General features: G+C 43.0%; 22 protein-coding genes, 7 tRNA genes, 1 pseudogene and 1 riboswitch. Of the genes and pseudogenes, 4 read left to right on the top strand and 26 right to left on the bottom strand.

From position 1 onward, the window contains the following. Nucleotides 1–131 precede the first annotated feature (131 nt). Nucleotides 132–227: riboswitch (purine riboswitch) on the top strand. 12 nt (nucleotides 228–239) lie between these two features. Together G5B11_RS16200 and G5B11_RS16195 are read left to right on the top strand one after the other, a co-directional pair. Next, nucleotides 240–1,541 carry an amidohydrolase family protein gene (locus G5B11_RS16200; RefSeq protein ID WP_173729053.1) on the top strand — a complete coding sequence of 434 codons (1,302 nt, stop codon included), beginning with the start codon at nucleotides 240–242 and terminating at the stop codon, nucleotides 1,539–1,541. Nucleotides 1,542–1,579: 38 nt separating this feature from the next. Continuing rightward, entirely contained in the window at nucleotides 1,580–2,956 is a 1,377-nt protein-coding gene (locus G5B11_RS16195) for an NCS2 family permease (protein WP_173729052.1), read from the top strand. A 223-nt stretch (nucleotides 2,957–3,179) separates the two neighbouring features. On the opposite strand, the gene G5B11_RS16190 is transcribed toward G5B11_RS16195, so the two are convergent. From G5B11_RS16190 to G5B11_RS16165, 6 genes are all read right to left on the bottom strand, one after another. Beyond that, nucleotides 3,180–4,067 carry a DMT family transporter gene (locus G5B11_RS16190; protein WP_173729054.1) on the bottom strand — a complete coding sequence of 296 codons (888 nt, stop codon included), beginning with the start codon at nucleotides 4,065–4,067 and terminating at the stop codon, nucleotides 3,180–3,182. 71 nt (nucleotides 4,068–4,138) lie between these two features. Next, nucleotides 4,139–4,648, bottom strand: coding sequence for an acetolactate synthase small subunit (ilvN, locus tag G5B11_RS16185; RefSeq protein ID WP_158422345.1), 510 nt, complete (start codon nucleotides 4,646–4,648; stop codon nucleotides 4,139–4,141). A gap of 20 nt (nucleotides 4,649–4,668) precedes the next feature. After that, the gene (gene ilvB, locus G5B11_RS16180; protein ID WP_158422346.1) at nucleotides 4,669–6,387 is read right to left on the bottom strand and encodes a biosynthetic-type acetolactate synthase large subunit; all 1,719 of its coding nucleotides are present in this window, start codon (nucleotides 6,385–6,387) and stop codon (nucleotides 4,669–4,671) included. Nucleotides 6,388–6,659: 272 nt separating this feature from the next. After that, nucleotides 6,660–8,558 carry an ABC transporter ATP-binding protein gene (locus tag G5B11_RS16175; RefSeq protein WP_173729051.1) on the bottom strand — a complete coding sequence of 633 codons (1,899 nt, stop codon included), beginning with the start codon at nucleotides 8,556–8,558 and terminating at the stop codon, nucleotides 6,660–6,662. Next, entirely contained in the window at nucleotides 8,555–10,312 is a 1,758-nt protein-coding gene (locus G5B11_RS16170; protein WP_173729050.1) for an ABC transporter ATP-binding protein, read from the bottom strand. Before G5B11_RS16170 ends, G5B11_RS16175 begins: the two co-directional genes overlap by 4 nt. Beyond that, nucleotides 10,275–10,775 (bottom strand): MarR family winged helix-turn-helix transcriptional regulator, encoded by a 501-nt coding sequence (locus G5B11_RS16165; protein WP_158422349.1) that lies wholly within the window; start codon nucleotides 10,773–10,775, stop codon nucleotides 10,275–10,277. The genes G5B11_RS16170 and G5B11_RS16165 overlap by 38 nt, the downstream gene beginning before the upstream one ends. Nucleotides 10,776–10,978: 203 nt before the next feature. Here G5B11_RS16165 and G5B11_RS16160 point away from each other — a divergent pair, with 203 nt between their 5' ends. Together G5B11_RS16160 and G5B11_RS16155 are read left to right on the top strand one after the other, a co-directional pair. Then, nucleotides 10,979–11,254 (top strand): acylphosphatase, encoded by a 276-nt coding sequence (locus G5B11_RS16160; RefSeq protein ID WP_158422350.1) that lies wholly within the window; start codon nucleotides 10,979–10,981, stop codon nucleotides 11,252–11,254. A gap of 32 nt (nucleotides 11,255–11,286) precedes the next feature. After that, nucleotides 11,287–12,738: a phospholipase D-like domain-containing protein gene (locus G5B11_RS16155; RefSeq protein ID WP_173729049.1), complete on the top strand. Its 1,452-nt coding sequence runs from the start codon at nucleotides 11,287–11,289 to the stop codon at nucleotides 12,736–12,738. A gap of 17 nt (nucleotides 12,739–12,755) precedes the next feature. On the opposite strand, the gene ade is transcribed toward G5B11_RS16155, so the two are convergent. The 20 genes and pseudogenes from ade to G5B11_RS16050 all read right to left on the bottom strand — a co-directional run. Continuing rightward, on the bottom strand, nucleotides 12,756–14,459 hold the full coding sequence (gene ade / locus G5B11_RS16150; protein ID WP_173729048.1) for an adenine deaminase: 1,704 nt from the start codon (nucleotides 14,457–14,459) through the stop codon (nucleotides 12,756–12,758). 125 nt (nucleotides 14,460–14,584) lie between these two features. Continuing rightward, on the bottom strand, nucleotides 14,585–15,325 hold the full coding sequence (locus G5B11_RS16145; protein ID WP_173729047.1) for an RNA polymerase sigma factor region1.1 domain-containing protein: 741 nt from the start codon (nucleotides 15,323–15,325) through the stop codon (nucleotides 14,585–14,587). 150 nt (nucleotides 15,326–15,475) lie between these two features. Further along, nucleotides 15,476–15,556: transfer RNA gene (locus tag G5B11_RS16140), tRNA-Leu, on the bottom strand. Nucleotides 15,557–15,644: 88 nt separating this feature from the next. After that, a tRNA-Lys gene (locus tag G5B11_RS16135) sits at nucleotides 15,645–15,717 on the bottom strand. Between the two features lie 10 nt (nucleotides 15,718–15,727). Continuing rightward, nucleotides 15,728–15,799 (bottom strand) — tRNA-Gln (locus tag G5B11_RS16130). 9 nt (nucleotides 15,800–15,808) lie between these two features. Further along, a tRNA-His gene (locus G5B11_RS16125) sits at nucleotides 15,809–15,882 on the bottom strand. A 5-nt stretch (nucleotides 15,883–15,887) separates the two neighbouring features. Further along, nucleotides 15,888–15,961, bottom strand: a tRNA-Arg gene (locus G5B11_RS16120). Nucleotides 15,962–15,979: 18 nt separating this feature from the next. Next, nucleotides 15,980–16,050, bottom strand: a tRNA-Gly gene (locus tag G5B11_RS16115). A gap of 34 nt (nucleotides 16,051–16,084) precedes the next feature. Then, nucleotides 16,085–16,159: transfer RNA gene (locus G5B11_RS16110), tRNA-Pro, on the bottom strand. A 151-nt stretch (nucleotides 16,160–16,310) separates the two neighbouring features. After that, a complete protein-coding gene (locus G5B11_RS16105) occupies nucleotides 16,311–17,105 on the bottom strand; it encodes an NYN domain-containing protein (protein ID WP_173729046.1) in 795 nt (264 codons plus the stop codon). A gap of 29 nt (nucleotides 17,106–17,134) precedes the next feature. Continuing rightward, nucleotides 17,135–17,614 carry a metallophosphoesterase gene (locus tag G5B11_RS16100; protein ID WP_173729045.1) on the bottom strand — a complete coding sequence of 160 codons (480 nt, stop codon included), beginning with the start codon at nucleotides 17,612–17,614 and terminating at the stop codon, nucleotides 17,135–17,137. After that, nucleotides 17,611–18,195 (bottom strand): XTP/dITP diphosphatase, encoded by a 585-nt coding sequence (locus tag G5B11_RS16095; protein WP_158422356.1) that lies wholly within the window; start codon nucleotides 18,193–18,195, stop codon nucleotides 17,611–17,613. The genes G5B11_RS16100 and G5B11_RS16095 overlap by 4 nt, the downstream gene beginning before the upstream one ends. Then, the gene (locus G5B11_RS16090) at nucleotides 18,192–19,355 is read right to left on the bottom strand and encodes a THUMP domain-containing class I SAM-dependent RNA methyltransferase (protein ID WP_158422357.1); all 1,164 of its coding nucleotides are present in this window, start codon (nucleotides 19,353–19,355) and stop codon (nucleotides 18,192–18,194) included. Before G5B11_RS16090 ends, G5B11_RS16095 begins: the two co-directional genes overlap by 4 nt. A gap of 24 nt (nucleotides 19,356–19,379) precedes the next feature. After that, entirely contained in the window at nucleotides 19,380–19,925 is a 546-nt protein-coding gene (gene yfcE, locus G5B11_RS16085) for a phosphodiesterase (protein WP_158422358.1), read from the bottom strand. Between the two features lie 109 nt (nucleotides 19,926–20,034). After that, entirely contained in the window at nucleotides 20,035–20,358 is a 324-nt protein-coding gene (locus G5B11_RS16080) for a rhodanese-like domain-containing protein (RefSeq protein ID WP_173729044.1), read from the bottom strand. 121 nt (nucleotides 20,359–20,479) lie between these two features. Continuing rightward, entirely contained in the window at nucleotides 20,480–20,662 is a 183-nt protein-coding gene (locus tag G5B11_RS16075) for a hypothetical protein (protein WP_158422360.1), read from the bottom strand. 386 nt (nucleotides 20,663–21,048) lie between these two features. Next, nucleotides 21,049–21,474 (bottom strand): HEPN domain-containing protein, encoded by a 426-nt coding sequence (locus G5B11_RS16070; protein ID WP_173729043.1) that lies wholly within the window; start codon nucleotides 21,472–21,474, stop codon nucleotides 21,049–21,051. Continuing rightward, a complete protein-coding gene (locus tag G5B11_RS16065) occupies nucleotides 21,461–21,802 on the bottom strand; it encodes a nucleotidyltransferase domain-containing protein (protein WP_173729042.1) in 342 nt (113 codons plus the stop codon). The genes G5B11_RS16070 and G5B11_RS16065 overlap by 14 nt, the downstream gene beginning before the upstream one ends. 135 nt (nucleotides 21,803–21,937) lie before the next feature. Beyond that, nucleotides 21,938–23,047: pseudogene (locus G5B11_RS19190) on the bottom strand (tyrosine-type recombinase/integrase). A gap of 2 nt (nucleotides 23,048–23,049) precedes the next feature. Then, nucleotides 23,050–23,427: DUF5688 family protein (locus tag G5B11_RS16050; protein WP_173729039.1), on the bottom strand; the 378-nt coding region annotated here is incomplete at its 5' end.

The raw sequence follows: 23,427 nt of genomic DNA, 5'->3' as shown, positions 1-23,427 counted from the left end.
CAATTCATCTCCCACCTGTAGAGGAAGGAGAATTCTTGCTATATATTATGTTAAATTATAGAATCCGCTCAGAATTGCAACCAATCATTGACATATTGCCCAATATCTCTTAATATAGGAATATAGAATTATCAGTTATATACAACACCGCTTATATAAGTCCATAATAGGTTGGACGTTTCTACCAACTACCGTAATAGTTGTCTATAAGCATCTATACTGTTAGGAGGTAAACGTATATGCTCAATAACACATTTGCATTAAAAGGCACTTTTTGTTACAGCAAGGACTCACAGAATCTGATCATCCGTGAAAATGCATATCTTATCTGCAACAATGGTATCTCTGAAGGCATTTATGAGGAACTTCCAGCCTGTTTTCAGGGAATCCAGGTGATCGATCATACCAACAGACTGATCATTCCAGGGCTTATAGATCTGCATCTTCATGCCCCTCAGTATACATTCAGGGGAACAGGTATGGATCTGGAACTGCTTGATTGGCTGAATACCTCTGCCTTTCCAGAGGAGGCCAGATATGCAGAATCTGATTATGCCCAAAAAGCATATCAGATTTTCACCGAAGATCTGAAACAAAGTCCAACCACCAGAGCCTGCATTTTTGCAACTCTTCACACAGATGCCACTATGATTCTTATGGATCTGCTGGAAGACACCGGACTCAAGACAATGGTTGGGAAAGTAAATATGGATCGGAATGCCCCATCATATCTCATGGAGCAGAACGCCAGCACTTCTGCTGATGCCACCAGGCAATGGATAGATGCAGTCTCTGGCCGGCATTATCAGAATACCTTTCCTATCCTCACTCCCCGCTTTATTCCTTCCTGCAGCGATGAACTGCTGATTCTTTTATCTGAGATCCAGCAGGAATTTCATCTGCCTGTCCAGTCTCATCTTTCTGAGAATCCCGGAGAGATACACTGGGTTAAAGAGCTGTGTCCGGACAGTCTTTTTTATGGAGATGCATATGATCATTTCAACCTTTTTGGAAGAGATCATTGTCCTACTGTGATGGCTCATTGTGTATATTCCACAGAAGAAGAAATTGCCCTTATGAAAAAGCAGGGTGTTTATATAGCTCACTGTCCTCAGTCCAATACCAATCTTTCTTCTGGTATTGCACCTGCAGCCCGATATCTGCGTGAAGGGCTTCATGTTGGTCTTGGAACAGATATTGCCGGAGGATTTTCTCTTTCCATGCTGCGTGCCATCGCAGATGCTATCCAGGTATCCAAGCTTCGCTGGCGCCTTGTAGATCCTTCACTTAAGGCTTTAACACTTCCTGAAGCTTTTTACATGGCTACAATAGGCGGGGGTTCATTTTTTGGAAAAACAGGCAGCTTTGAAAAAGGCTATGAACTTGATGCAGTGGTGCTGGATGATTCCAGTCTTCCATCTCCTCGTTCTTTGCCATCTCTGACCCGCCTTGAAAGACTGATTTCTCTTTCCGATAGCAGCAATATCATTCAAAAATTCGTGTGCGGAAACTCTATTTTTTCCAACACTGAAGATAGATAATACAAGGCACCAAAGTGCCAAATGAAGGGGGTAACTCTATGAACCTAGAAAAACTTTTTCACCTGAAGGAACACCACACCGATGTTAAGACTGAGATCATGGCCGGCATCACTACTTTCATGACCATGGCTTACATCCTGGCAGTCAACCCGAATATCCTTTCCGCATCAGGAATGGATCGTGGTGCTGTGTTTACAGCTACTGCTCTGTCTTCCTTTATCGCCACATGTCTGATGGCACTGCTGTCCAATTATCCATTTGTGCTTGCACCTGGAATGGGACTAAATGCATACTTTGCCTACACAGTTGTATTAGGTATGGGCTACAGCTGGCAGCAGGCTCTTGCAGCAGTATTTGTGGAAGGTATCATTTTCATCCTGCTTTCCCTTACCAATGTGCGTGAAGCGATCTTTAATTCCATTCCTATGAACCTGAAACATGCAGTATCTGTAGGAATTGGCCTTTTCATCGCATTTATTGGTATGCAGAATGCAAAAATCGTTGTAAACAATGACTCCACACTTGTAAGTATGTTCTCCTTTAAAAGTGCAGCTCAGAACGGAACCTTCAACACAGAGGGTATCACAGTTCTTCTTGCTCTGATCGGTGTGCTGATCACAGGTGTTTTTCTTGTAAAGAATGTAAAAGGCGGTATCCTTTGGGGTATCCTGATCACATGGGCACTTGGTATTGTCTGTCAGTTCACAGGCCTTTATGTACCAAATGTTGAAGCTGGTTTCTTCAGCCTGCTTCCGGATTTCTCCAATGGAATTTCCGTTCCAAGCATGGCACCGACTTTCATGAAAATGGATTTCACCGTTGTATTTTCACTTGATTTTGTAGTTATCATGTTTGCTTTCCTGTTTGTAGATATGTTCGATACTCTGGGAACCCTGATCGGTGTTGCATCCAAAGCAGATATGCTGGACAAAGACGGAAAGCTTCCTCAGATCAAAGGTGCTCTTCTGTCTGATGCAGTAGGTACAACAGTAGGTGCAATGTGCGGTACTTCCACAGTAACAACATTCGTAGAAAGTGCTTCCGGCGTTGCCGAGGGCGGCCGTACAGGTCTTACTTCTATTGTGGCTGCAATCCTATTTGGTCTGTCCCTGCTTCTTTCCCCGATCTTCCTGGCAATTCCATCCTTTGCCACAGCTCCGGCTTTGATCGTGGTTGGATTCTTAATGTTAACATCCGTTACCAAGATTGATTTCAACGATATGACAGAAGCGATCCCGGCATTTATCGCTATCATCGCAATGCCATTCCTGTACAGTATCTCCGAGGGTATCTCCCTTGGCGTTATCTCCTACGTAGTAATCAATCTTGTAACAGGCAAAGCAAAAGAAAAGAAGATCAGTATACTTATGTATGTTCTGGCGATTCTGTTTGTTTTGAAATACATTTTCCTGTAAGCAAAGCAGAACCTGTTACATCTGAATAAGCAATTTCAAGTCGAGCAGCTGCGTTACTCACCACCTGAAAGAGGTGGGAGTCTTCTCGACTGAGATAAAACCCCTGTGACACAGGCAGTAAACTAATTAGTCACTGCCTGATATCCCAGGGGTTTACTTATGTTTGCTTATACTTGCTTATGTTTTACTTATGTGCAACTGTTCAATACGCTTATATTTACATTTACGCTTTCTCTTTCTGCGGCAGCTGTGCAAGAATAATGGCTGCAAACATGATCACACAGCCAGCAATCTCTCTTGCACTTAACTGCTGTCCCAGAATCACCCAGCCTGCCAGAACAGAGATGCAGGACTCCAGACTCAAGATCAAAGATGCTACGGTTGGATTCATATTTTTTTGTCCAATGATCTGCAGAGTATAAGCCACTCCGCAAGACATTACACCAGCATACAGGATGGGCTGCCAGGCCGTAAGAACTGCAGACATCTCCGGCTTTTCAAAAATCAGTGCCGGGATCCCGGACAGGATCCCGCACACCAGAAATTGGATACAGGACAGCTTTACCCCATCCACTTTCGGTGAATAGTAATCGATCACCAGAATATGGAATGAAAAAAGTACAGCACAGATCAGAACCAGAATATCTCCTTTTCCAATGGAAAATCCGTCTGTAATACACAAAAGATAAAGTCCTGCAACGGACATAGCTACTGCCAGCCAGATAAACGGAGAACACTTCTTTTTCAGAAAAAGCCCTAAAATAGGCACCAGTACAATATAACATGCCGTAATAAATCCCGCCTTACCAACAGTGGTATATTTAATACCAAACTGCTGGAAATTACTTGCCAGGCACATAAGAATTCCACAGGCCAGGCCTCCCCAAAGCAGATCCTTCCTGCTGCTGGATCCCTGTGCCTCTTCCGCTTTCTTGCTGCTGTTTCTGCCCATAAACCAGATCACAGGAAGGAGTACTGCAGACCCGATCAACGATCTGGCCATATTAAAGGTAAAGCCTCCTACATAATCCATTCCTACACTCTGGGCCACAAACGCAACGCCCCAAATGGTTGCGGTTAAAAGCAGGAGAAGGGAATTCTTTAAGGGTATCTGTTGTTTTTTCATAATAATTTTCCTCGTATTTTCAGCAGATCAAACTAGCATATATTACCGGTCCACACTTAGCGTTCCATCATACTGATGGATTCAATGCCTACACTTCCTCCTCGAACCACTTCAATATGTCCGAACTCTTCTTTGATCAGCTTAACAACAGCGTCATTCTTCGTAGCTGTCTGCACAAATTCCAGAAGCAGGCTGTCTTTGCCATAGTCGATCACTCGTGCTTTAAAGGTCTCTGCAATCTGAAAAAGTTCCACCTTATCCTCCGGGCTGCAGCCAAATACCTTTACGTAAAGAATCTCTTTCATACGTACAAACATATTTGTGAAATCAATCACCTTGATCACTTCTACCATACGATTCAGCTGCTTTTTGATCTGTTCAAAGGTTTCGTCATCACAAAATGTACCAATGGTCATACGTGACACTGTATTATCCTCTGTTGTTCCTACTGTCAGGCTGTCCAGATTATAGCTTTTCCCTGAAAAAAGTCCTGAAATCTTTGCCAGAACACCTACCTGGTTCTCCACATACAGGGAAATCCATCTTTTCTTTAATCCTTTATCCAATGTACTGTTCCTCCCTTTCCTTAACAATCCAGGATCATATCTTCCAGTGTACCGCCTGGCTTGATCATAGGATAAACCATCTCTTCAGGGTCAATGATGAACTCGATCAGTGTAGGTCCTTTTGTATTTTTTCTTGCCTCTTCAAAAGCTGCCGGAACATCCTCTCTATTCATAACACGAATACCTTTTGCTCCATAGCTTTCTGCAAGCTTTACAAAATCCGGAGTATACGCAGGCATCTCCTGTCCTTCGCTCCTTCTGTACAATGCACCATATTTCAAATTGGTCATGCTGTATCGCTTGCCATAGAAAAGCTTCTGCCACTGGCGGACCATTCCAAGATATTCATTATTAAATACACAGATGATGACAGGCAGTTCTTCCAGGACTGCTGTGGCAAATTCCTGAATATTCATCTGCATTCCTCCATCACCTGAGATAACAATCACAGGCTTATCCGGGTTACCGATCTGTGCTCCGATCCCACCTGGAAAACCATATCCCATAGTTCCCAGTCCGCCGGACATGATCAGCTGCTTCTTCTCTGTGATCTCCACATATTGGGAAGTCAGCATCTGATGCTGCCCCACATCTGTAACAATGATTGCTGTATCAAACTGGCGATTGATTTCGCCGAACACATCCAAAGGTCCAAGGGGTGCTCCCTGACGCATAGTCAATGGATGCTCTTCCTTCCAGTCCTGGATCTCATTCAGCCATTTCTTGGTGGTACAGTTTTCCACATATTCATTCATCTTTTCAAGTGCTTCTTTGGCATCTGCAACAATAGGAATATCTACATGAATATTCCTGGAAATGGATGCTGTATCAATATCAATGTGGATGATCTGTGCATTGGGCGCAAATTCATGAAGCTTTCCTGTGATTCTGTCATTAAATCTGGTTCCGATTGAAAACAGTACATCACAGTTGCTAACTGCCATATTGGCTGCATAAGAACCATGCATTCCCAGGTTGCCAATAAATAGCGGATGATCTGTAGGAATAGCACCGCGCCCCATAACTGTAGTAACCACCGGCACATTTGTCTTTTCCACCACCTGACGAAACAGCTGATTAGCTCGGGCAATATTCACTCCACCGCCAGCCAGGAACAATGGCCTTTTCGCTTTATTCAAAGTCTTGATAGCACGTTTCAGCTGACCGATATGCACATTGGTATTGGGCTTGTATCCGCGGATGTTCACACTCTTCGGATACTCTGCGCTGCCAAGTTCAGCCATTACATCCTTGGGAAGATCGATCAGTACAGGGCCTGGCCTGCCTGTACTTGCAATATAAAATGCTTCTTTGATGATCCTTCCCAGATCTTCCCTTCTGCGCACAGTCACCCCATACTTGGTAATACTGCGTGTGATCCCTACAATATCAACTTCCTGGAAAGCGTCATTACCGATCAGATTACGTGCAACCTGACCGGTAAAGCATACCAGGGGCACACTGTCATAATTGGCAGTAGCAAGCCCTGTTACCAGATTGGTAGCTCCAGGGCCGCTTGTCACCAGGCATACGCCTACCTTTCCTGTGGTCCTTGCATAAGCATCTGCCGCATGCACCAGTGCCTGCTCATGACGTGGCAGGATAATGGTAATATCGTCCTGCTTGTACAATTCGTCGCTTATATCAATGGTACAGGCACCAGGATACCCGAAAAGGTATTCCACGCCTTCTTCTTTCAAAGCTTTTACAAGCAGTTTATTCCCAGAAATCTGTTTCATGTATGTTCTTAGCCTCCTTATCCTGGATGTATTTTCTGACTACTATGAAAGTCAGATGCTCCCAGTTATTGATACTCCCACATCTGTCCGGGACTTTCATAGTAAAGAAACGCCCCGAGCTGTCATAAAGCTCAGGGCGAAAATCCTTCCGCATTACCACCTGAATTCAGAAGAAATATTTGACAGTTCAAGTCGAACGCATTATTTAAAATTATAATCTTCCATCTGTGTTCTTGTCAACCTGTGTTTTTGGAAAATATAGCATGTGAACATCAGCCTGTATACAACTGATAGTATTTTCCTTTCTCAGCCATTAGTTCTTCATGGGAACCTCTCTCAATCACACGCCCCTGTTCCAATACCATGATGCAGTCGCTATTCCGTACAGTAGACAAACGATGAGCAATCACAAAGGTGGTTCTGCCTTTCATCAGCTTATCCATACCATCCTGCACCAGTTTCTCAGTACGTGTATCAATGGAACTTGTGGCTTCATCCAGGATCAGCACCGGTGGATCTGCCACAGCAGCCCTGGCAATAGACAAAAGCTGCCTCTGTCCCTGGCTCAGATTCGCTCCGTTATTACGCAGCATGGTATCGTATCCGTCTGGCAGTCTGCGAATAAAACTGTCTGCATTGGCCAGTTTAGCAGCTGCAACAATCTCCTCGTCTGTAGCATCCAGCTTTCCATAACGGATATTGTCCTTCACTGTAGCAGTAAAAAGGTTAGTATCCTGTAGTACGATCCCCATGGACCGGCGCAAATCTGCTTTTTTGATCTTGTTGATATTGATACCGTCATATCGGATCTTTCCATCCTGAATATCATAGAAACGGTTCAAAAGATTGGTTATAGTAGTTTTTCCAGCTCCTGTAGATCCAACAAAAGCAATTTTCTGCCCTGGCTTTGCATACATTTTCACATCATGGAGCACGATCTTATCATCATTATAGCCAAAATCCACTCCATCCAGAACCATATCCCCTTTCAGTTCAACATAATCTGTTTTTCCGGTATCCTTATGAAAATGCTTCCAGGCCCATCGTCCGGTTCTCGCATCAGTTTCATTCAGCTCTCCATTCTCTTCCTTTACATTCACAAGGGTAACATATCCCTTATCTGTCTCCGGCTTCTCATCCAGAAGTTCAAAGATACGTTTTGCTCCTGCAAGAGCCATAACAATACTGTTAAACTGCTGGCTCACCTGATTGATAGGCATGCTGAAGCTTTTATTAAAAGTCAGGAAGCTGGCCAGCCCGCCCAGAGTAAACCCTCCGATGCCATTCAACGCCAGGCCTCCGCCTACAATGGCGCAGATCACATAACTTAGATTTCCTATCTGTGCACAGATAGGGCCCATTACATTGGCAAATTTATTAGCATTATTCGCACTGGCAAAAAGCTGGTCATTCAGTTCGTTAAATTTATCCAGGCTTTCTTCCTCATGGCAGAAAACCTTAACTACCTTCTGGCCTTCCATCATCTCTTCAATATAGCCGTTGATCACACCCAGGTTCTTCTGCTGATCAAGGAAATACTTTCCACTTAAAGATGCCACCTTTTTACTTGCTGTGAGCATAATAGCTACCATCACAAGGGTAACTAAAGTCAAAGGTACATTCAGGATCAGCATACTAACCAGAACACTTACAATGGTCACAGCACTGGAAAGAAGCTGGGGAATACTCTGGCTGATCATCTGACGCAGTGTATCAATATCATTGGTATAGATGGACATAATATCCCCATGTGCATGGGTGTCAAAATATTTAACCGGAAGCTTTTCCATACCTGCAAACATGTCATTTCTCAGATTCCGAAGAGTCCCCTGGCTTACATAGATCATGATCCGATTGTACAAATAGGTACTGGCAACTCCTATGGCATAAAATCCGGCCACTTTAAGAATTGCCATGGCAAGAGGATGAAAATCCGGCTGGTCAGATTGCAGAAGAGGGAGTATGTACTGATCGATCAATGTCTTTGTAAACATAGTACCCTGTACATTTGCAAGCACACTGACAAATATGGCCACTACAACGATCCCTACATGGATCTTATAGCTTTTCAGGATGTAAGCCATCAGCGTTTTCAGCATTTTTCCTGGGTTCTCCACCTTTGGACCAACGCCCTTTCCTGGCCTTCCAGGTACTTTTCTGGTATTATTCATGCCTGCTCACCTCCTCTGTTTTCATCAAAATCACCACCAGCCTTGGTCTGGGAATGATATACTTCCTGATAAATAGGATTATTCTCCAGAAGTTCTTCGTGAGTTCCAAAGCCATTTATTCGTCCATCTTCCATTACAATGATACGGTCTGCACTCTGTATACTGGAAATACGCTGTGCAATGATCAGCTTGGTTGTATCCGGGATTTCTTCCGCAAAAGCCTTTCGGATCTTTGCATCTGTAGCCGTATCCACTGCACTTGTGGAATCATCCAGGATCAGGATCTTGGGCTTTTTAAGAAGTGCTCTGGCAATACACAGCCTCTGCTTCTGTCCACCGGATACATTGGTACCGCCCTGCTCAATATAAGTGTGATATCCATCTGGCATTCTCTGGATAAATTCATCTGCGCAGGCAAGCTGACAGGCCCTTTCACACTCTTCCTCTGTAGCCTCTTTATTTCCCCAGCGAAGGTTTTCCAGGATTGTTCCGGAAAAAAGTACATTCTTCTGAAGTACAACCGCAACCTGGTTACGAAGCACTTCCATATCATAATTCCGCACATCGATCCCGCCCACTTTCACACTTCCTTCGCTTACATCATAAAGGCGGCTGATCAGATTCACCAGACTGGATTTGGCGCTTCCAGTACCTCCGATAATACCGATGGTTTCCCCTGCGTGAATGGACAGATTAATATCTTTCAATACGTTTTCTTTTCCTTCTTTCTTATAACGGAAAGAAACATGGTCAAAGTCAATCCTTCCATCCGGAACTTCAACTACAGGTTGTGCCGGATTGGACAAATCTGCTTTCTCATTAATAACTTCTGTCACACGCTCTGCACTGGCCATACTCATAGTCACCATAACAAATACCATAGACAGCATCATCAGACTCATCAGGATATTCATACAATAAGTAAGAAGGCTCATCAGTTCGCCGGTGGTAAGACTGCTGCCAACGATCATTTTTGCCCCAAGCCAGCTGATACAAAGAATACAGGCGTATACAGTAAACTGCATCAGAGGCATATTCATAACAACCAGCTTTTCTGCCCGTACAAACATTTCGTATACTTTATTGCAGGCCTTCTGAAATTTACTGGTTTCATAATCCTCACGCACATAAGCTTTTACCACGCGAATTCCGGATATATTCTCCTGTACGCTTGCATTCAAGTCATCATATTTCTTAAAAACCTCCTGAAAATACCTGGTAGCCCTTCGAAGGATCATAACCAATGCAAAACCAAGAAAAATAACTGCAATCAAATATACACTTGCAAGTCTGGCATTGATCAGGAAGGCCATAGTCATGGCACAGATCAGACTGGCTGGTGCCCGGGTACACATACGAAGAATCATCTGGTATGCATTCTGAAGGTTGGTCACATCTGTTGTCAAACGGGTGATCAGACCTGCTGTGCTGAATTTGTCAATATTTGAAAAAGAAAATGTCTGTATATTGGTGTACATGGCCTTTCGGAGATTTCTGGCAAATCCTGAAGATGCCAGAGCACCATATTTTCCGCCAAGAAAGCCTGCAATCAAACCTGCAATAGCAAGTACCGCCATAACAGCACCCACGCGGTAAATGTAGGACATGTTGCCTTTTTCCACCCCGTTGTCGATCATCCGTGCCATGGCGACCGGTATCATGGTCTCTACCACAACCTCCAATATCATAAAGACCGGAGTCAGGAACGAAGCCTTTTTAAACTCCTTTACCTGGCTCAATAATGTTTTTATCATGGAAATCCTCCTTTTCTATATTATTCTTTATCATATCCACAACCTGGAAAAACGTATCCAGCTTTTCCTGAGGAATATCTTTTTTCAGGGCAATCTGTAAAAGATCAAAATTATGCATGATCCCATGCTGATACTTCTCTGCTCTTGCAGTCAGCTCCAGTCTTTTCAATCTGGCATCCCCCGGATAAGGCTTTCTTACGATCAGATCCTTTTTCTCCATCAGCTGCAGGATCCCGGTAGCAGTTGATCTGGCAATCTGGAAATTTTCCTCCAGATCTTTTTGAAAAACCGGTTTCTCTGAATGCTCATATACATATCCTATGATCCATGCCTGCATACGGGTGATTCCCACTTCCTCATCCATTTTGGAGTGCCAGCAATTCACACGCCTGCCAATCATATTATCAAGAGTACGCACCTCATATCCAATATGTCTCTCTTTGTTCTTTAATTCCTTCTCCATGATTTCCTCCTTTCCGCAGTTATAATTGTTCGTATGCGAACTGTTCGTTTACGAACCAATTATATATAAGATCCTTATGCTTGTCAAGGATAAATCAAGCAAGTCTGTTTCCACGACTTCCTCATTACTCCTGACCTTTCTCTTTTTGTTCCTTGATTCCGTGAAATAAACATAGTATGATAATCAAAGCGAGGTAAACACACATGGATAAAAAGAAAAGAAAACACATATATTTTTCAGGCAGGGTGCAGGGTGTAGGCTTTCGCTACATGGCCATGCATTTTGCCGAAGCTTACGGACTTACAGGCTGGGTTGACAATCTTTGGGACGGCAGGGTCGAGATGGAGGTACAAGGCGAAGAAAGCAGTATTTTCCATATGCTTACTTCCCTGGAAAGCGGCACGTTTATCCGCATTGATGACTGCCAGATTTCCAATATTCCCTCGGTTGAGGACGAATATTATTTTATAGTCAAATAACTTCAGCCTTACACAGAAAGGGAATTGCCTGTATGAGAAAAGTTCTGTCTTTTTTTCGGAGACATCCGATTTCCAGTATTATTGTTATTTTGCTCCTTTATGTAGCGATCGGCGCACTTGCCCCCTTTGCGGTTCCTGGACAGCTTTCCGTCGATGAGAAGACATTCTCAAAAGAAGATTATTATACAGAAGATCCGGATACTCTTAGTGCTGACCGGGCCCATATCGTAGAAGAGAATCAGGAAGCCCTTACCCAGAGGATCCGGATGCTGGAACTTGCCAGGAAAGAAGTGATCCTATCCACCTTTGATTTCCGTGAGGATGAAAGTACTACAGATCTGTCCGCCGCCATTTATCATGCAGCCAGGCGCGGGGTAAAGGTGAATATCCTGGTAGATGGAATGTCCGGACTGCTTCGTATGGAAGGAAAGCCTTTTTTCTATGCCCTGTCCAGCCATCCTAATATCCACATCCGTATTTACAATCCGGTAAATCCACTTCGGCCATGGAGTATTAACGGCAGGATGCATGACAAATATGTGATCTGCGATGATCAGCTTCTTCTCCTTGGAGGCCGGAATACATTTGATTATTTCCTGGGAAGCTATCCTACAGATTCCCGCAGCTATGACCGTGAAGTTCTAATTTATAACACAGATTTTAAAAATGGCTGTACAAATAGCGTGATTTCCCAGGTGAAAGCATATTTCCAAAGCATATGGGAAAGCTCCTATGTGAAAGATTTCCACGATCAAGAATCTCTTTCTTCCCAGAAATCAGTACAAAAAAAGATCCTCCTTCTGGAAGATCGATATAAAACGCTTTCGGATCTGTACCCGGAGTGCTTTCAGGATTATTCCTATCAGGAGCATACCGTTCCCACCCAGAAGACCTGTTTGATCTTTGGACCTGTCACTCCTTATGGCAAGAAACCATATGTATGGAATACTTTGCAATGCCTGATGGCCTCTGCCCGGGAAAAGGTGATTCTTCATACCCCCTATGTGGTTTTGGATAAAAAGATGTCCTTTGGCATAAAAGAAATATCCCAGAATGTTTCAGACTTTTCCATGATCATCAACTCTGTAGAAAACGGTGACAATGTGATCGCTTCCAGTGACTATCTGCTGCACAAGCAGCAGGTTCTGGATACCGGTGCTGCTTTATATGAATTTGACGGTGGACAGTCCTCCCATGGAAAATCCATTCTTATCGATGATGATCTTTCCCTGATCGGTTCCTATAATCTGGATATGCGAAGCACCTATATGGATACAGAACTTATGCTTTGTGTGCAAAGTAAGGAACTAAATCAGGAACTGCTTGGATATCTGAATAGCTACCTGGCACAAAGCCGACGTATCCTGGATAAAAACAATTACGAAATGCCAAAGGGCATGATCCCTCAGACCATGCCCCTGCCTAAACAAATACTATACCGAATACTTGGACCACTGCTTCAGCCATTTCGTTATGTGGCCTGAAACAGTCTCACCTGTACTTAGCTTTTATAAAATCCACCGGTTTCCACATCATATATACCTCTGGGAGTGATACGAATCTGGGGAATTACCGGAAGCGCCATAAAAGACAATGTAATAAAAGGATCAAAGCCCATTGGAATGCCCATCTGATGGGCTTTTTCTTTCATGTGCCGCAGAGTATTTTCTATGGTCTCATATCCGGCATCGCTCATCAGGCCCATAACAGGAAGGGGAAGGGTCTCCCACACTTTATGATCTGCCACAATGGTATAGCCTCCCTGCACACGGATCAGTTCCTGTACAGCAAGTGCCATATCCTGATCATTATCTCCGATCACAATAATATTGTGGGAGTCATGAGAAACACTGGATGCAATGGCTCCGCCTGTAATGCCATACCCTTTTACAACAGCTCTTCCTGTTTTCCCTGTAGCTTTATGCCGCTCAACTACTGCGATCTTACTGTACACTTTATCAGGAACAAATAATTCTCCAGGTCCGGTTAGCTTCAGGATCTGTTTTCTTGTAGTGATCTGCCCTTCTTCCATTTGGATTACATGATATATTCCATCTTCTGAAGAAAGTTCCAGCTTTTTAGCAGAAAATTCTCCCACATGAACTGTATTTTTCAATTCCTTCTTGCATTTCTTGATCTGCACCTGCTCTGTTTTTTTAATGATTTTCCCTTGGTAATATACTTCCTGCACGGATACCTTTTCCAGATCATCCAGCACGATCATATCAGCCTGACGTCCAGGCGCAATAGCCCCCAGATGCTGCAGTCCGTAGCACATAGCCGGACGAATCGTTGCCATCTGAATAGCCTCAACAGGATCCATGCCAAGCAAAATAGATTTACGCACATTATGGTCAATATGGCCTTCACGTTCAATATCTTCAATATGCTTATCATCTGTGCAGAAGCAAAAACCCTCTCCGTTCATTTTATTCTTTACAATGCCTGTAACAATTGCTTCCAGATTCCGGGCAGCACTTCCTTCCCGGATCAGTACATGCATCCCGCATCTCCGTTCTTTCATTGCGTATTCAAAATCCGAACACTCATGATCTGTGGCAATGCCTGCCATCACATATGCCTGCAGATCCTGATCTGAAAGGAAAGGTGCATGACCATCCTTAATTTTATCCTGGAAAAGGAGCAGCTTATCATGCATGGACTTGTCTCCATTTACAACAGAAAGATAATCCATCACCTCGCCCAATCCCAGGATTCGTTTATTTGGCAGATATGGAACCATATCCTCAGCAGTCAGGGTACATCCATTGTCATCTATCCCTGTAGCCGGAACACAGGACGGCATCATCACATATACATTTGCACAGGAATCCGCTGTCTGATCCAGGATATACCGGATCCCCTCAAGCCCGGATACATTGGCTGATTCATGAGGATCTACAATAAAAGTAGTGGTCCCATGTCTGGATGCAATCGCTACCAGCTCCCCTGGTGTAACAAGGGTAGATTCCAAGTGCAGATGACTATCAATAAATCCAGGGCAAAGATATTTACCCTTAAGATCATGTTCTTCCTTTCCCTGATAGTCACCGATTCCTACGATCATCCCGTCTGTAACAGCCACATTCCCAGGCAGGATCTCTCCTGTGAATACATTAATGATCTGTGCGTTCTTCAATACCAGGTCTGCCTGCTTTTCTCCTCTAGTAACCTTTGAATATTCACAATATTGTTCCAATTCCATACAGTCCACCCCTTTTTATTGTAATTTAGAATTGCAAATACGTCAGGTTCTGAATATTTTAGATAATACTACCATATTTATCTGTAAATTACAATCAGGAAAGGACCCCTCAGTTTTTTTTATTCTTATTTATCGTCTCCTGTCAGACGAAGCACATCCCGGATCTCATCCGTCTTCATATCCAGGATCACAGCCAATTCATCCAGAGTAAATCGTGTTTCTCCATCATCATCTGTCAGTTCTTTCACTGCCGATTCCAGCTTTTCTACCCTTGCCACAAGACTGTCATCCTGAAATTTTCTTTCCGTCTGTTCTTCAATAGCTGCAAGGATTCCCTTCCGCAGCTGTAACCGCAGCCATTGGTCATTTTTCACCTGTGGTTTTTCCTGCTCCAATGCTTCCAAAAGTGCCACATTAGCCTCCTGGATCAAATCCGCCAGGTGGATCTCTTCACAGTTCATCTCTGCTGCCATATTGGCCGCAACAGGCAGATATACCTGGGCTAGTTTCCCCAGAGCAAGTGCATCCCCATGGGCAGTCTTCTGAAACAATTCTAGCAATTCCTGCTCCTCAAATTCTTCTGTCAAAAGCCCGTTCAGATATTCTTGCAGATATGCTTTTTCCGCAGCAGTAAGCGGCATCCTGGTGCCGGACTGCAGCTTTGGCTCTTCACACTTTTCTGTCTCTGCCCCCTGTATCTGGATTCCTTTTGTTTTCAGGTATTGGAGCATCTTCACCATCTGTTCGGTTTCCAGTTCCATCTCCTGAAAGCAATCCCTGATCTGTGCCTGGCTCAGCACCTGTCCATTCTCTTCTGCAATGCTGCAAAGCTTCTGCAGCCTTTTCTGAAATTCAACAACGTCCATAAATACTCCCTTCCCGGCAGCTTCTGCCGTTAGATCTGAACTTTGTAGTCTTCTGGTTCATAACTTCCTGTTACATAAAAAGGCTGCTGCATAATGTACTGATCCCTGAAAAGAATTTCACGGATGTCGATTATACAACAACCTAAAAACTGCGGATAACAGGACTTGAACCTGCACGTCGTAGACACCAGAACCTAAATCTGGCGCGTCTGCCAATTCCGCCATATCCGCATGTCATGTATGGTGATGCCGCCATCAGACAACATACCTGTTTAATAAAAAGCCGTAAATCTCATATAAGATTTACGGCCTAAACCAATGAGACATCGGGGATTCGAACCCCGGACAACTTGATTAAAAGTCAAGTGCTCTACCAACTGAGCTAATATCCCATATAAAAGACTGGGCTAGCTGGATTCGAACCAGCGAATGCAGCAGTCAAAGTGCTGTGCCTTACCGCTTGGCGATAGCCCAAAGGCAAAAGGTGGATACAGGGATTCGAACCCTGGGCCTCCAGAGCCACAATCTGGCGCGCTAACCAACTGCGCTATATCCACCATAACGTGTCAGAAGGGATTCGAACCCCCGACCCACGGCTTAGAAGGCCGTTGCTCTATCCAACTGAGCTACTGACACATCTCTCCTCATCAGAGAAGCGGGTGATGGGAATCGAACCCACGTATCTAGCTTGGAAGGCTAGTGTTCTACCATTGAACTACACCCGCATTTCGCTGAAACGGTAATGATGTTTAACAGCAATCGGGGTGACAAGATTCGAACTTGCGGCCTCCTGGTCCCAAACCAGGCGCTCTAGCCAAACTGAGCCACACCCCGCTGTAATCATTTACGACTTATGAAATTTTGCTTTGTCGCTTGACGCAAGATGTATTATATTATAGCAATACCTAAATGTCAACACCTATTTTGAAATTTTTTTATTTTTTTTGAATTTTTTTTATTCCCAGGAAAACAGGCTCAAAATCCACTATTTCTTACTGATATACATGATCTTATGGATCCCATCCCTGGCATTTTCAATGATCAGATCAAAACAGTCAAAATGGTTTTTGATCATACTGGTCATACTCTTATACCCATAGTTTCTGGCATCAAATCCCAGATATTTCTGCTTCAGCACAGCTCCAATCTCGGCAAGATTCACATTCTCATCCTCATCCAGATAATCCAGGATATACCGAATCACTTCCTCCTCAGATGGAATACTGATCTCCTCTGCAGCCTCTTCTGCTTCTTCAGGCAGAATATCATCCTGATCATCATCTAGAAGCTGAACTTCTTCTGCTTCTTCCGGCAAATCTGCCTGTACCTCTGTTTCTTCCTCTTCTGCTTCTTTATAGATCAGATCCAGGATCTTAAACTCATCACAAGCCTTCGCCAGTGCCTCTTTCGTTTTCTTTTCGCCCATGCCTACCACTGTCTTACCTGCTTCCCGAAGTCTGTACACCAGCTTTGTGAAATCACTGTCACTGGAAACTATGCAGAACACATCTACACCGCCAGTATAAAGCAGATCCATTGCATCAATGGTCAAGGCCTGGTCAGCAATACTCTTCCCATATGCATAGGAAATCTGAAGCACTGGCATAATTCCTTGAAGAGGCATCACCTTATACCATGCCTTCACTGTCTGTGAATTTACAGACCCATACAATCTGAAAATCCGCACATTTCCATACTCCATTGCCTCCTGTTTAATATATTCTGCATATTTTGCAGAAATATTATCACCATCGATCAATACTGCAATCTGCTTTTCCACTTATTACTGCCTCCTATTTTTCTGTTTGTTTAAAGATATCGGATCTCTGCCACCGGTGCCTTCCCCTGTTGCAGTTCCATTACTGCGTAACTTGGCCTTCGTCCTTCCTGACGGGGATAGGACAGGCTTCCCGGATTCAGCAGAAGAATCCCCTCTTCTGTTTCCTCTACAGGCCTGTGAGTATGACCAAACAATACTACCTGACATTCTCTGGCTTTTCCTTCATCTAAAACCCCATAGAGCCCCATACTGACCCCATAATAATGTCCGTGAGTCACCAGGATCCTGTGCCCTTCCAGCTGGATCATCACTTCTCTTGGAAGGTCTGAGAAAAAATCATTATTACCGGAAACAATAGTACAAGGACATTCTACCAAAGCCTCCATGAAAATTTCTCTTCCTTCCACGTCCCCACAATGGATAAAATAATCAAAAGGCGTTTCTCTCAGGACGGTTTCTTCCAGATTTTCATCCTTTCCATGTGTATCGCTGACAATCAGTACTTTCATTTCAATTCGTCCTTAATCGCTCTTAAAGCCTTTCCTCTGTGACTGATTTTGTTTTTCTCTTCCATGGAAAGTTCTGCAGAAGTACATCCATATTCTGGAAGGAAAAAGATGGGATCATAGCCAAATCCGTTTTCCCCTTTTTCCTCATAGCCAATCCGTCCTTCCATGGTACCTTGCACTGTTTTTACGGTGCCATCAGGAGAGGCCATTGCAATGGCACATACAAATCTTGCAGTCCTCTGCTCATCCGGAACTCCTTCCAGTCTTTGGATCAGACTGTGATTCTTAATATGATAATCCGTGTCCTCCCCCATATATCTGGCAGAATACACTCCTGGTTCTTTATTCAGATAATCGATTTCCAGACCTGAATCGTCTGCCAGAACCGTCTCACCGCATAACGCACACACTGCTTTTGCCTTAATAACAGCATTTTCCTCAAAGGTCTTTCCGTCCTCTACAATATCTGCAAAAATCCCTGCTTCCTTCATGGAAAGGATCTCTGTATCCACATCTGAAAGGATCTCCCGGATCTCCTTCATTTTTTCCGCATTACCTGTTGCAAAAATTATCTTTTTCATAGGGACTCCTTCTTTTCTGTTTTTCTTGGCGGCTTAGGCCCAAGGAACTGATAAAAATAGGTCTTAAGCATACCATTATATATCTTTCTGTTCTTATCTGCCTTCCGCCCTATATCGTTTTCTGCCCTGTCGTAGGAAGTGATCATATACATGGACCACTTATCCAGATTGCGGAAGCTTTCTCCCAGATCTTTGTAAATAGCCGGAAGTGCTTCTCGGTCTTCCAGTCTTTCTCCATAAGGAGGATTTGTGATAATAAAGCCGTATGGCTTGGAATGACGCAGCTGTGACACAGGTCTCTGCTGAAGATGGATCAGCTTGTCAACCTTTGCCATTTTTGCATTGGATCTAGCTGCTTTTAAAGCTTCCGGATCAATATCATACCCCTGAATATCTGTTTCTATATCCATTTTTACCCGATCCATAGCTTCTTCCTTTGCCTGATACCAGCAGCCTCTTGGCACCAGATGTCTCCACTGTTCTGCAAGAAAGGACCGATTCATACCTGGCGCTATATCTGCAGCGATCATCGCAGCTTCAATAGGGAATGTACCGCTGCCGCAAAATGGATCAACCAGAATCCTGTCCTTATTCCAGGGAGTAAGAAGGATCAGTGCACTGGCCAGTGTCTCTGTGATCGGTGCTTTCACAGTCATCTGGCGATACCCCCGTTTATGAAGGGAAATACCGGATGTATCGATTCCAATGGTAGCAATATCCTTCATAAAAGAAACCCTGATAGGAAATTCCGGTCCGTCTTCCGGGAACCAGGAAATATGATAAACCTCCTTCAGGCGTTCTACAATGGCTTTCTTCATAATTGACTGAATATCCGAAGGACTAAAAAGCTTGCTTTTAATGGAATTGGCTTTTGCCACCCAGAAACGCCCATCCTTTGGGATATATCTTTCCCAGGGAATAGCTTTTGTTTTCTCAAAAAGCTCATCAAAGGTAACTGCCTTTACTTCTCCTGTCTTCAAGAGGATTCTTTCTGTTGTTCGCAAAAAAATATTGGCATCTGCGATGCCTTGTGCATCGGCCAGGAAAGTGACCTTTCCATCCTCCACCTTGCTGATCTCATATCCAAGATCCAGGATTTCTCTTTTTAATACTGCTTCTAGTCCAAAATGGCAGGGTGCGATCAATTCATATTTTTCCATGGATAAATTCCTTTCTTCTGATGATTATGAAAGCTTCAGGCTTTTCACCGTATTTCCATCGAAATCCCGGATAGAAAAGATCCCGTCCTCATATATCGCATACGTAGGCGGATTCCCTTCTTTCGGAATGGAAACAGAGCCTGGATTCAAAAGAATATATCCGTCTCTTTTTTCTGCTTTCAATACATGAGTGTGACCATGGATCAGAATATCGCCTGCCATCAGTGGAGGAAGATGATCCTGATTATATACGTGCCCGTGGGTTGCAAAAAAGGTCAGATCATCAATGGCTAAAATACAATAGTCTGCCAAAACTGGGAACTCCAGTACCATTTGATCAACTTCTGCTTCACAATTGCCTCTGACTGCATAAATCTGATTTTTCATTTCATTCAGCATGGAGATTACCTGCTTGGGTGCATAATCCTTTGGAAGATCATTACGTGGTCCATGATAAAGCAGATCGCCCAGCAGCACCAGGCGCTCTGCTTCTTCTTTCTCGTATGCTTCCAGCATTTTCCTGCAATAATATGCGGAACCATGGATATCGGATGCAAACATGTATTTCATGAAAATTTCTCCTCATTAAAAATATTTTAAAATAGTAAGTATCTTTTTAAATATTGTGTAACTGTAAGGGTACTGAACAGTTACGGTATTCCTTTTTACATTATCACGGTTAGCCGGAAATTACAAGGTTTCTTCCCCGATATGCAGGGAATCCTCCAATCACAGATCTGGTTCTGTAACCCTTTACAGCCAGTTCCTTTGCCACCTTCAGGCTTGCACCTCCCCGGTCACAGTAAAACACAAGGATTTTTCCTTTTGAAAGTTCCATGGAAAGACTTCCTGTTTCCATATATCTTTCATATGGCATATTGAATGCACCTTTTACATGACTTTTTTCATATTCTTCTTGTCCCCGTAAATCTATGATCAATGCGTCTTTGCGTCCAACATAATCATCTAGCATTTTTGCTGACATTGTTTCAAAGGGAAACATAAGAAACTCCTTTTTATTATATGATATGCATACAGGATGTAAAAAGAATGTACACATGTTTCTGCTTTATCATATAAAAAGGGACGCTGCACAGGCAGCATCCCAAATCAGAAAATCCGTTTTAGTACCGGTCTTCTTCCCGGTCATATTCATCTTCTGTTTTGTTTTTACTCTTATCAGAAGTATTTGCGTTTCTGCAGTTCTTTGTATCCATTGCGTTTTTATTGGAATTTCGGTTGGATCCATTTACATTTCCTATAGAACTTCTGCTGTTTCTGCTTTCATTTTCATAATTCTTTGCCATTTAATCTTTCCTCCTGTTGCAGATTAATTTCATTGCATTGTTCATTATCTCCAAAAGCAGACGGAATATTCATCAAAATGATATTGATTTTTTTTCCATTTTATATTATAATCTAACCTGTAAAAAGAATTTACCCTTCAAAAATTTTTTTTACATAACCCCTTATTTAATTATTTATACTCCCCTCGAAACACCCGGTAGCTCCCCTACCGGGTGTTTCTCTTTGGATTTATAAGGGTTTGCGGGATTTTGAGTTTCACTGTTCTTGTAATATTTCCGTAATATTTGATGGGTATGTCCAAAATATGTCCAAGATTCTATTTTCCGTCCCAGTTTTAGCTCTCCCATATAATAAAAATGAGGACAGTTCTTTGACTGCCCCCACTCTAATTCTTCTCCTGAAGCTGTTCCATACAATATTTCTCTGCCAATACTATAAATTCATCAGCAACAGAAATCTGCCTCTCGGATTCTTCTTTGCTTGCAATATAAAAATCGTCATAATCGCTGGCGTGACGAATCTCTTCTGCCTGCCCGATCTTCCGTCCCATTTCTCTGGGAAATATAGAAGTCCGAACATAATCCTTATTAAAATTGGCTACAGCGTCCTTATGGCGCTTATAAGCCTTTCCACTGACCGCGTGTACCGCATTGATTGCGTGAAAGATCGAATAATAAGCCCTGTTGTTGGCACCTTTGTAATCTTCTATTGCCAGCAAAGCTCTTGCCGATCTCAGATCATTTCTCGCGGTCTCCAGTCTATATAGGACAAGGTCTTTCCTGGTGCCAATTTCCTGGTTAGGCTGCTCCATATAATACGACTCCTTCTTTATGAATGTTGGAATAGAACGGATAGTTCACGATCCACTTGTTAAAATGTGCTTCACTTTTTGCTATCGGCTTTATATCAAGGTCGTGATCCATGTTAAAATCATAAGTCATATACGAAAGCTGCTGTCCATATGCCTTCAATTCCAGGTCAGACATATCCACCAAAATCATAATATCAACATCTGAATCCGGTCTGAAATCGCCTCTAGCATAAGAACCATATAAAATTATCTGCTTCACATGCGAACCGTATATCCTCTTGATTTCCTCCACATACTGATCTATCAAGCTCTGCATACGCTTTGGCATAATGTCACCTCCCATAATGCACCGTCTATCAACCGTATTACCAACAGCTGATAAACCCTAGAACCCATTTGTTACTTTTATTATACCCGAATTATGGTGCTATTTCCACCGTTTTACATCATTTTACCACTTCTGCTAAAACATTGCCGCCAGCTTATTGATTTCCTCAGCCTTTTTGTCTGGGAGCACATGTGAATAAATATCCAGAGTCATTGTAATGGACTTATGCCCCAGGATTTCCTGCATTACTTTGGGTGGGATTCCGTTCTCAAATCCACGAGTTGCAAATGTATGCCGCAACGAATGAGGTGTATGTTCTCCAAACACATGTCCATCCTCCCTAATTTGAGCTCTGATTTTCTTCATGTCCTCGTATAATGCGGTTTCAGAGATACACCTGCCAAAGCTGCCTGTAAACACTAGATTCTCGAAGCCAGATTCTGGTCTCCATTTATTACCCAGAAGCATTCTTGTCGCGAGCTGGTGCTTTCTGTGTTCACGCAGTACACTCACAAGGTTCTCAAGCATTGGAATATCCCTTTTGCTAGTTTCAGACTTAGGCTCATCAATCATATATTTTTCTCTAGCTTTAGCGACGTATTTTTAAGTTCCATTCACATGTATAATTTTATTGTCAAAATCTATATCTGACCATTGCAACGCCCGCAGTTCTCCGCTACGCATCCCAGTTCCAAGAGCTACAATATACAGGTCATAAAATTGACTGGTCTTCGAATATCTCATAAATAGTTTTTGTTCTTCCTGAGTCATTACACGTATTTTTCTTTTCCGCTTTTTCTTCTTGATAGAAGTGTTCTTCACCGGATTTCGCAATACCATTCCGTTACGAACCGCCTGTGTATACATCCCACTTAATATAACTCTTACCAGATTGACAGTCGTATGACTATAGCGCTTAGCCATATCATTAAATAACTTCTGGATATGTTCTCCCCTAACATCTTTCAGCAGCCTTCTCCCCAGAGGCTCTTTAATATGTACCTTATACTCGTCCAGGTATACCTTGTAAGTTCCATACTTGACGCTATTTTTCTTGTACTCTTCCATCCACGTATGGAACCAGGAATCTACGGTCACTTTGCTCTCTTTAGCAAAAAATCCATGTTCAACTTCATATCTCTTGGCAGCTAGTTCATTTTGAAGCAATTTGAGGTTTTTATTGTACAGGACATATGTTTCTCCCTTGTATGTAAAACGAGCCTCATATAAATCTTTGCCTCTCATCCTTATTCCCTACCGTCATAAAATCTTGGCGGTGCCATTTTCACGGTATTATCCATAGCCTGCTCCAAAACGTCTTCTTTTGACAGCTCCCACTTATCCAGATAAGTATTGTCTATCAGTGTTGTGCACAGTTTTCCATCATCCTCATTTATCCGCAGATACACCCCCAAAATGATATCCCCAATCTTTCTGTAAATTCCTCGTTCCAGTACTGTCACTTTTTTATTTGTACTGACAATACGAATATATAAGTCTTCCTTCACACGCTCATAATCATCAAGCATTCTGATCTTTTCCAGCCCCTTGATTTCCTTATGTGCCTCTTTTTCCCTTATGATTTCTTCTGCAATCTGCCTTATACTGTAACCGGATTTATAAGC

This window comes from Blautia glucerasea (genome assembly GCF_013304385.1).
Classification (GTDB): domain Bacteria; phylum Bacillota; class Clostridia; order Lachnospirales; family Lachnospiraceae; genus Blautia_A; species Blautia_A ammoniilytica.
The sequence above is the reverse complement of the archived record's forward strand: the minus strand, read 5'-3'. Positions and strand labels throughout refer to the sequence as shown.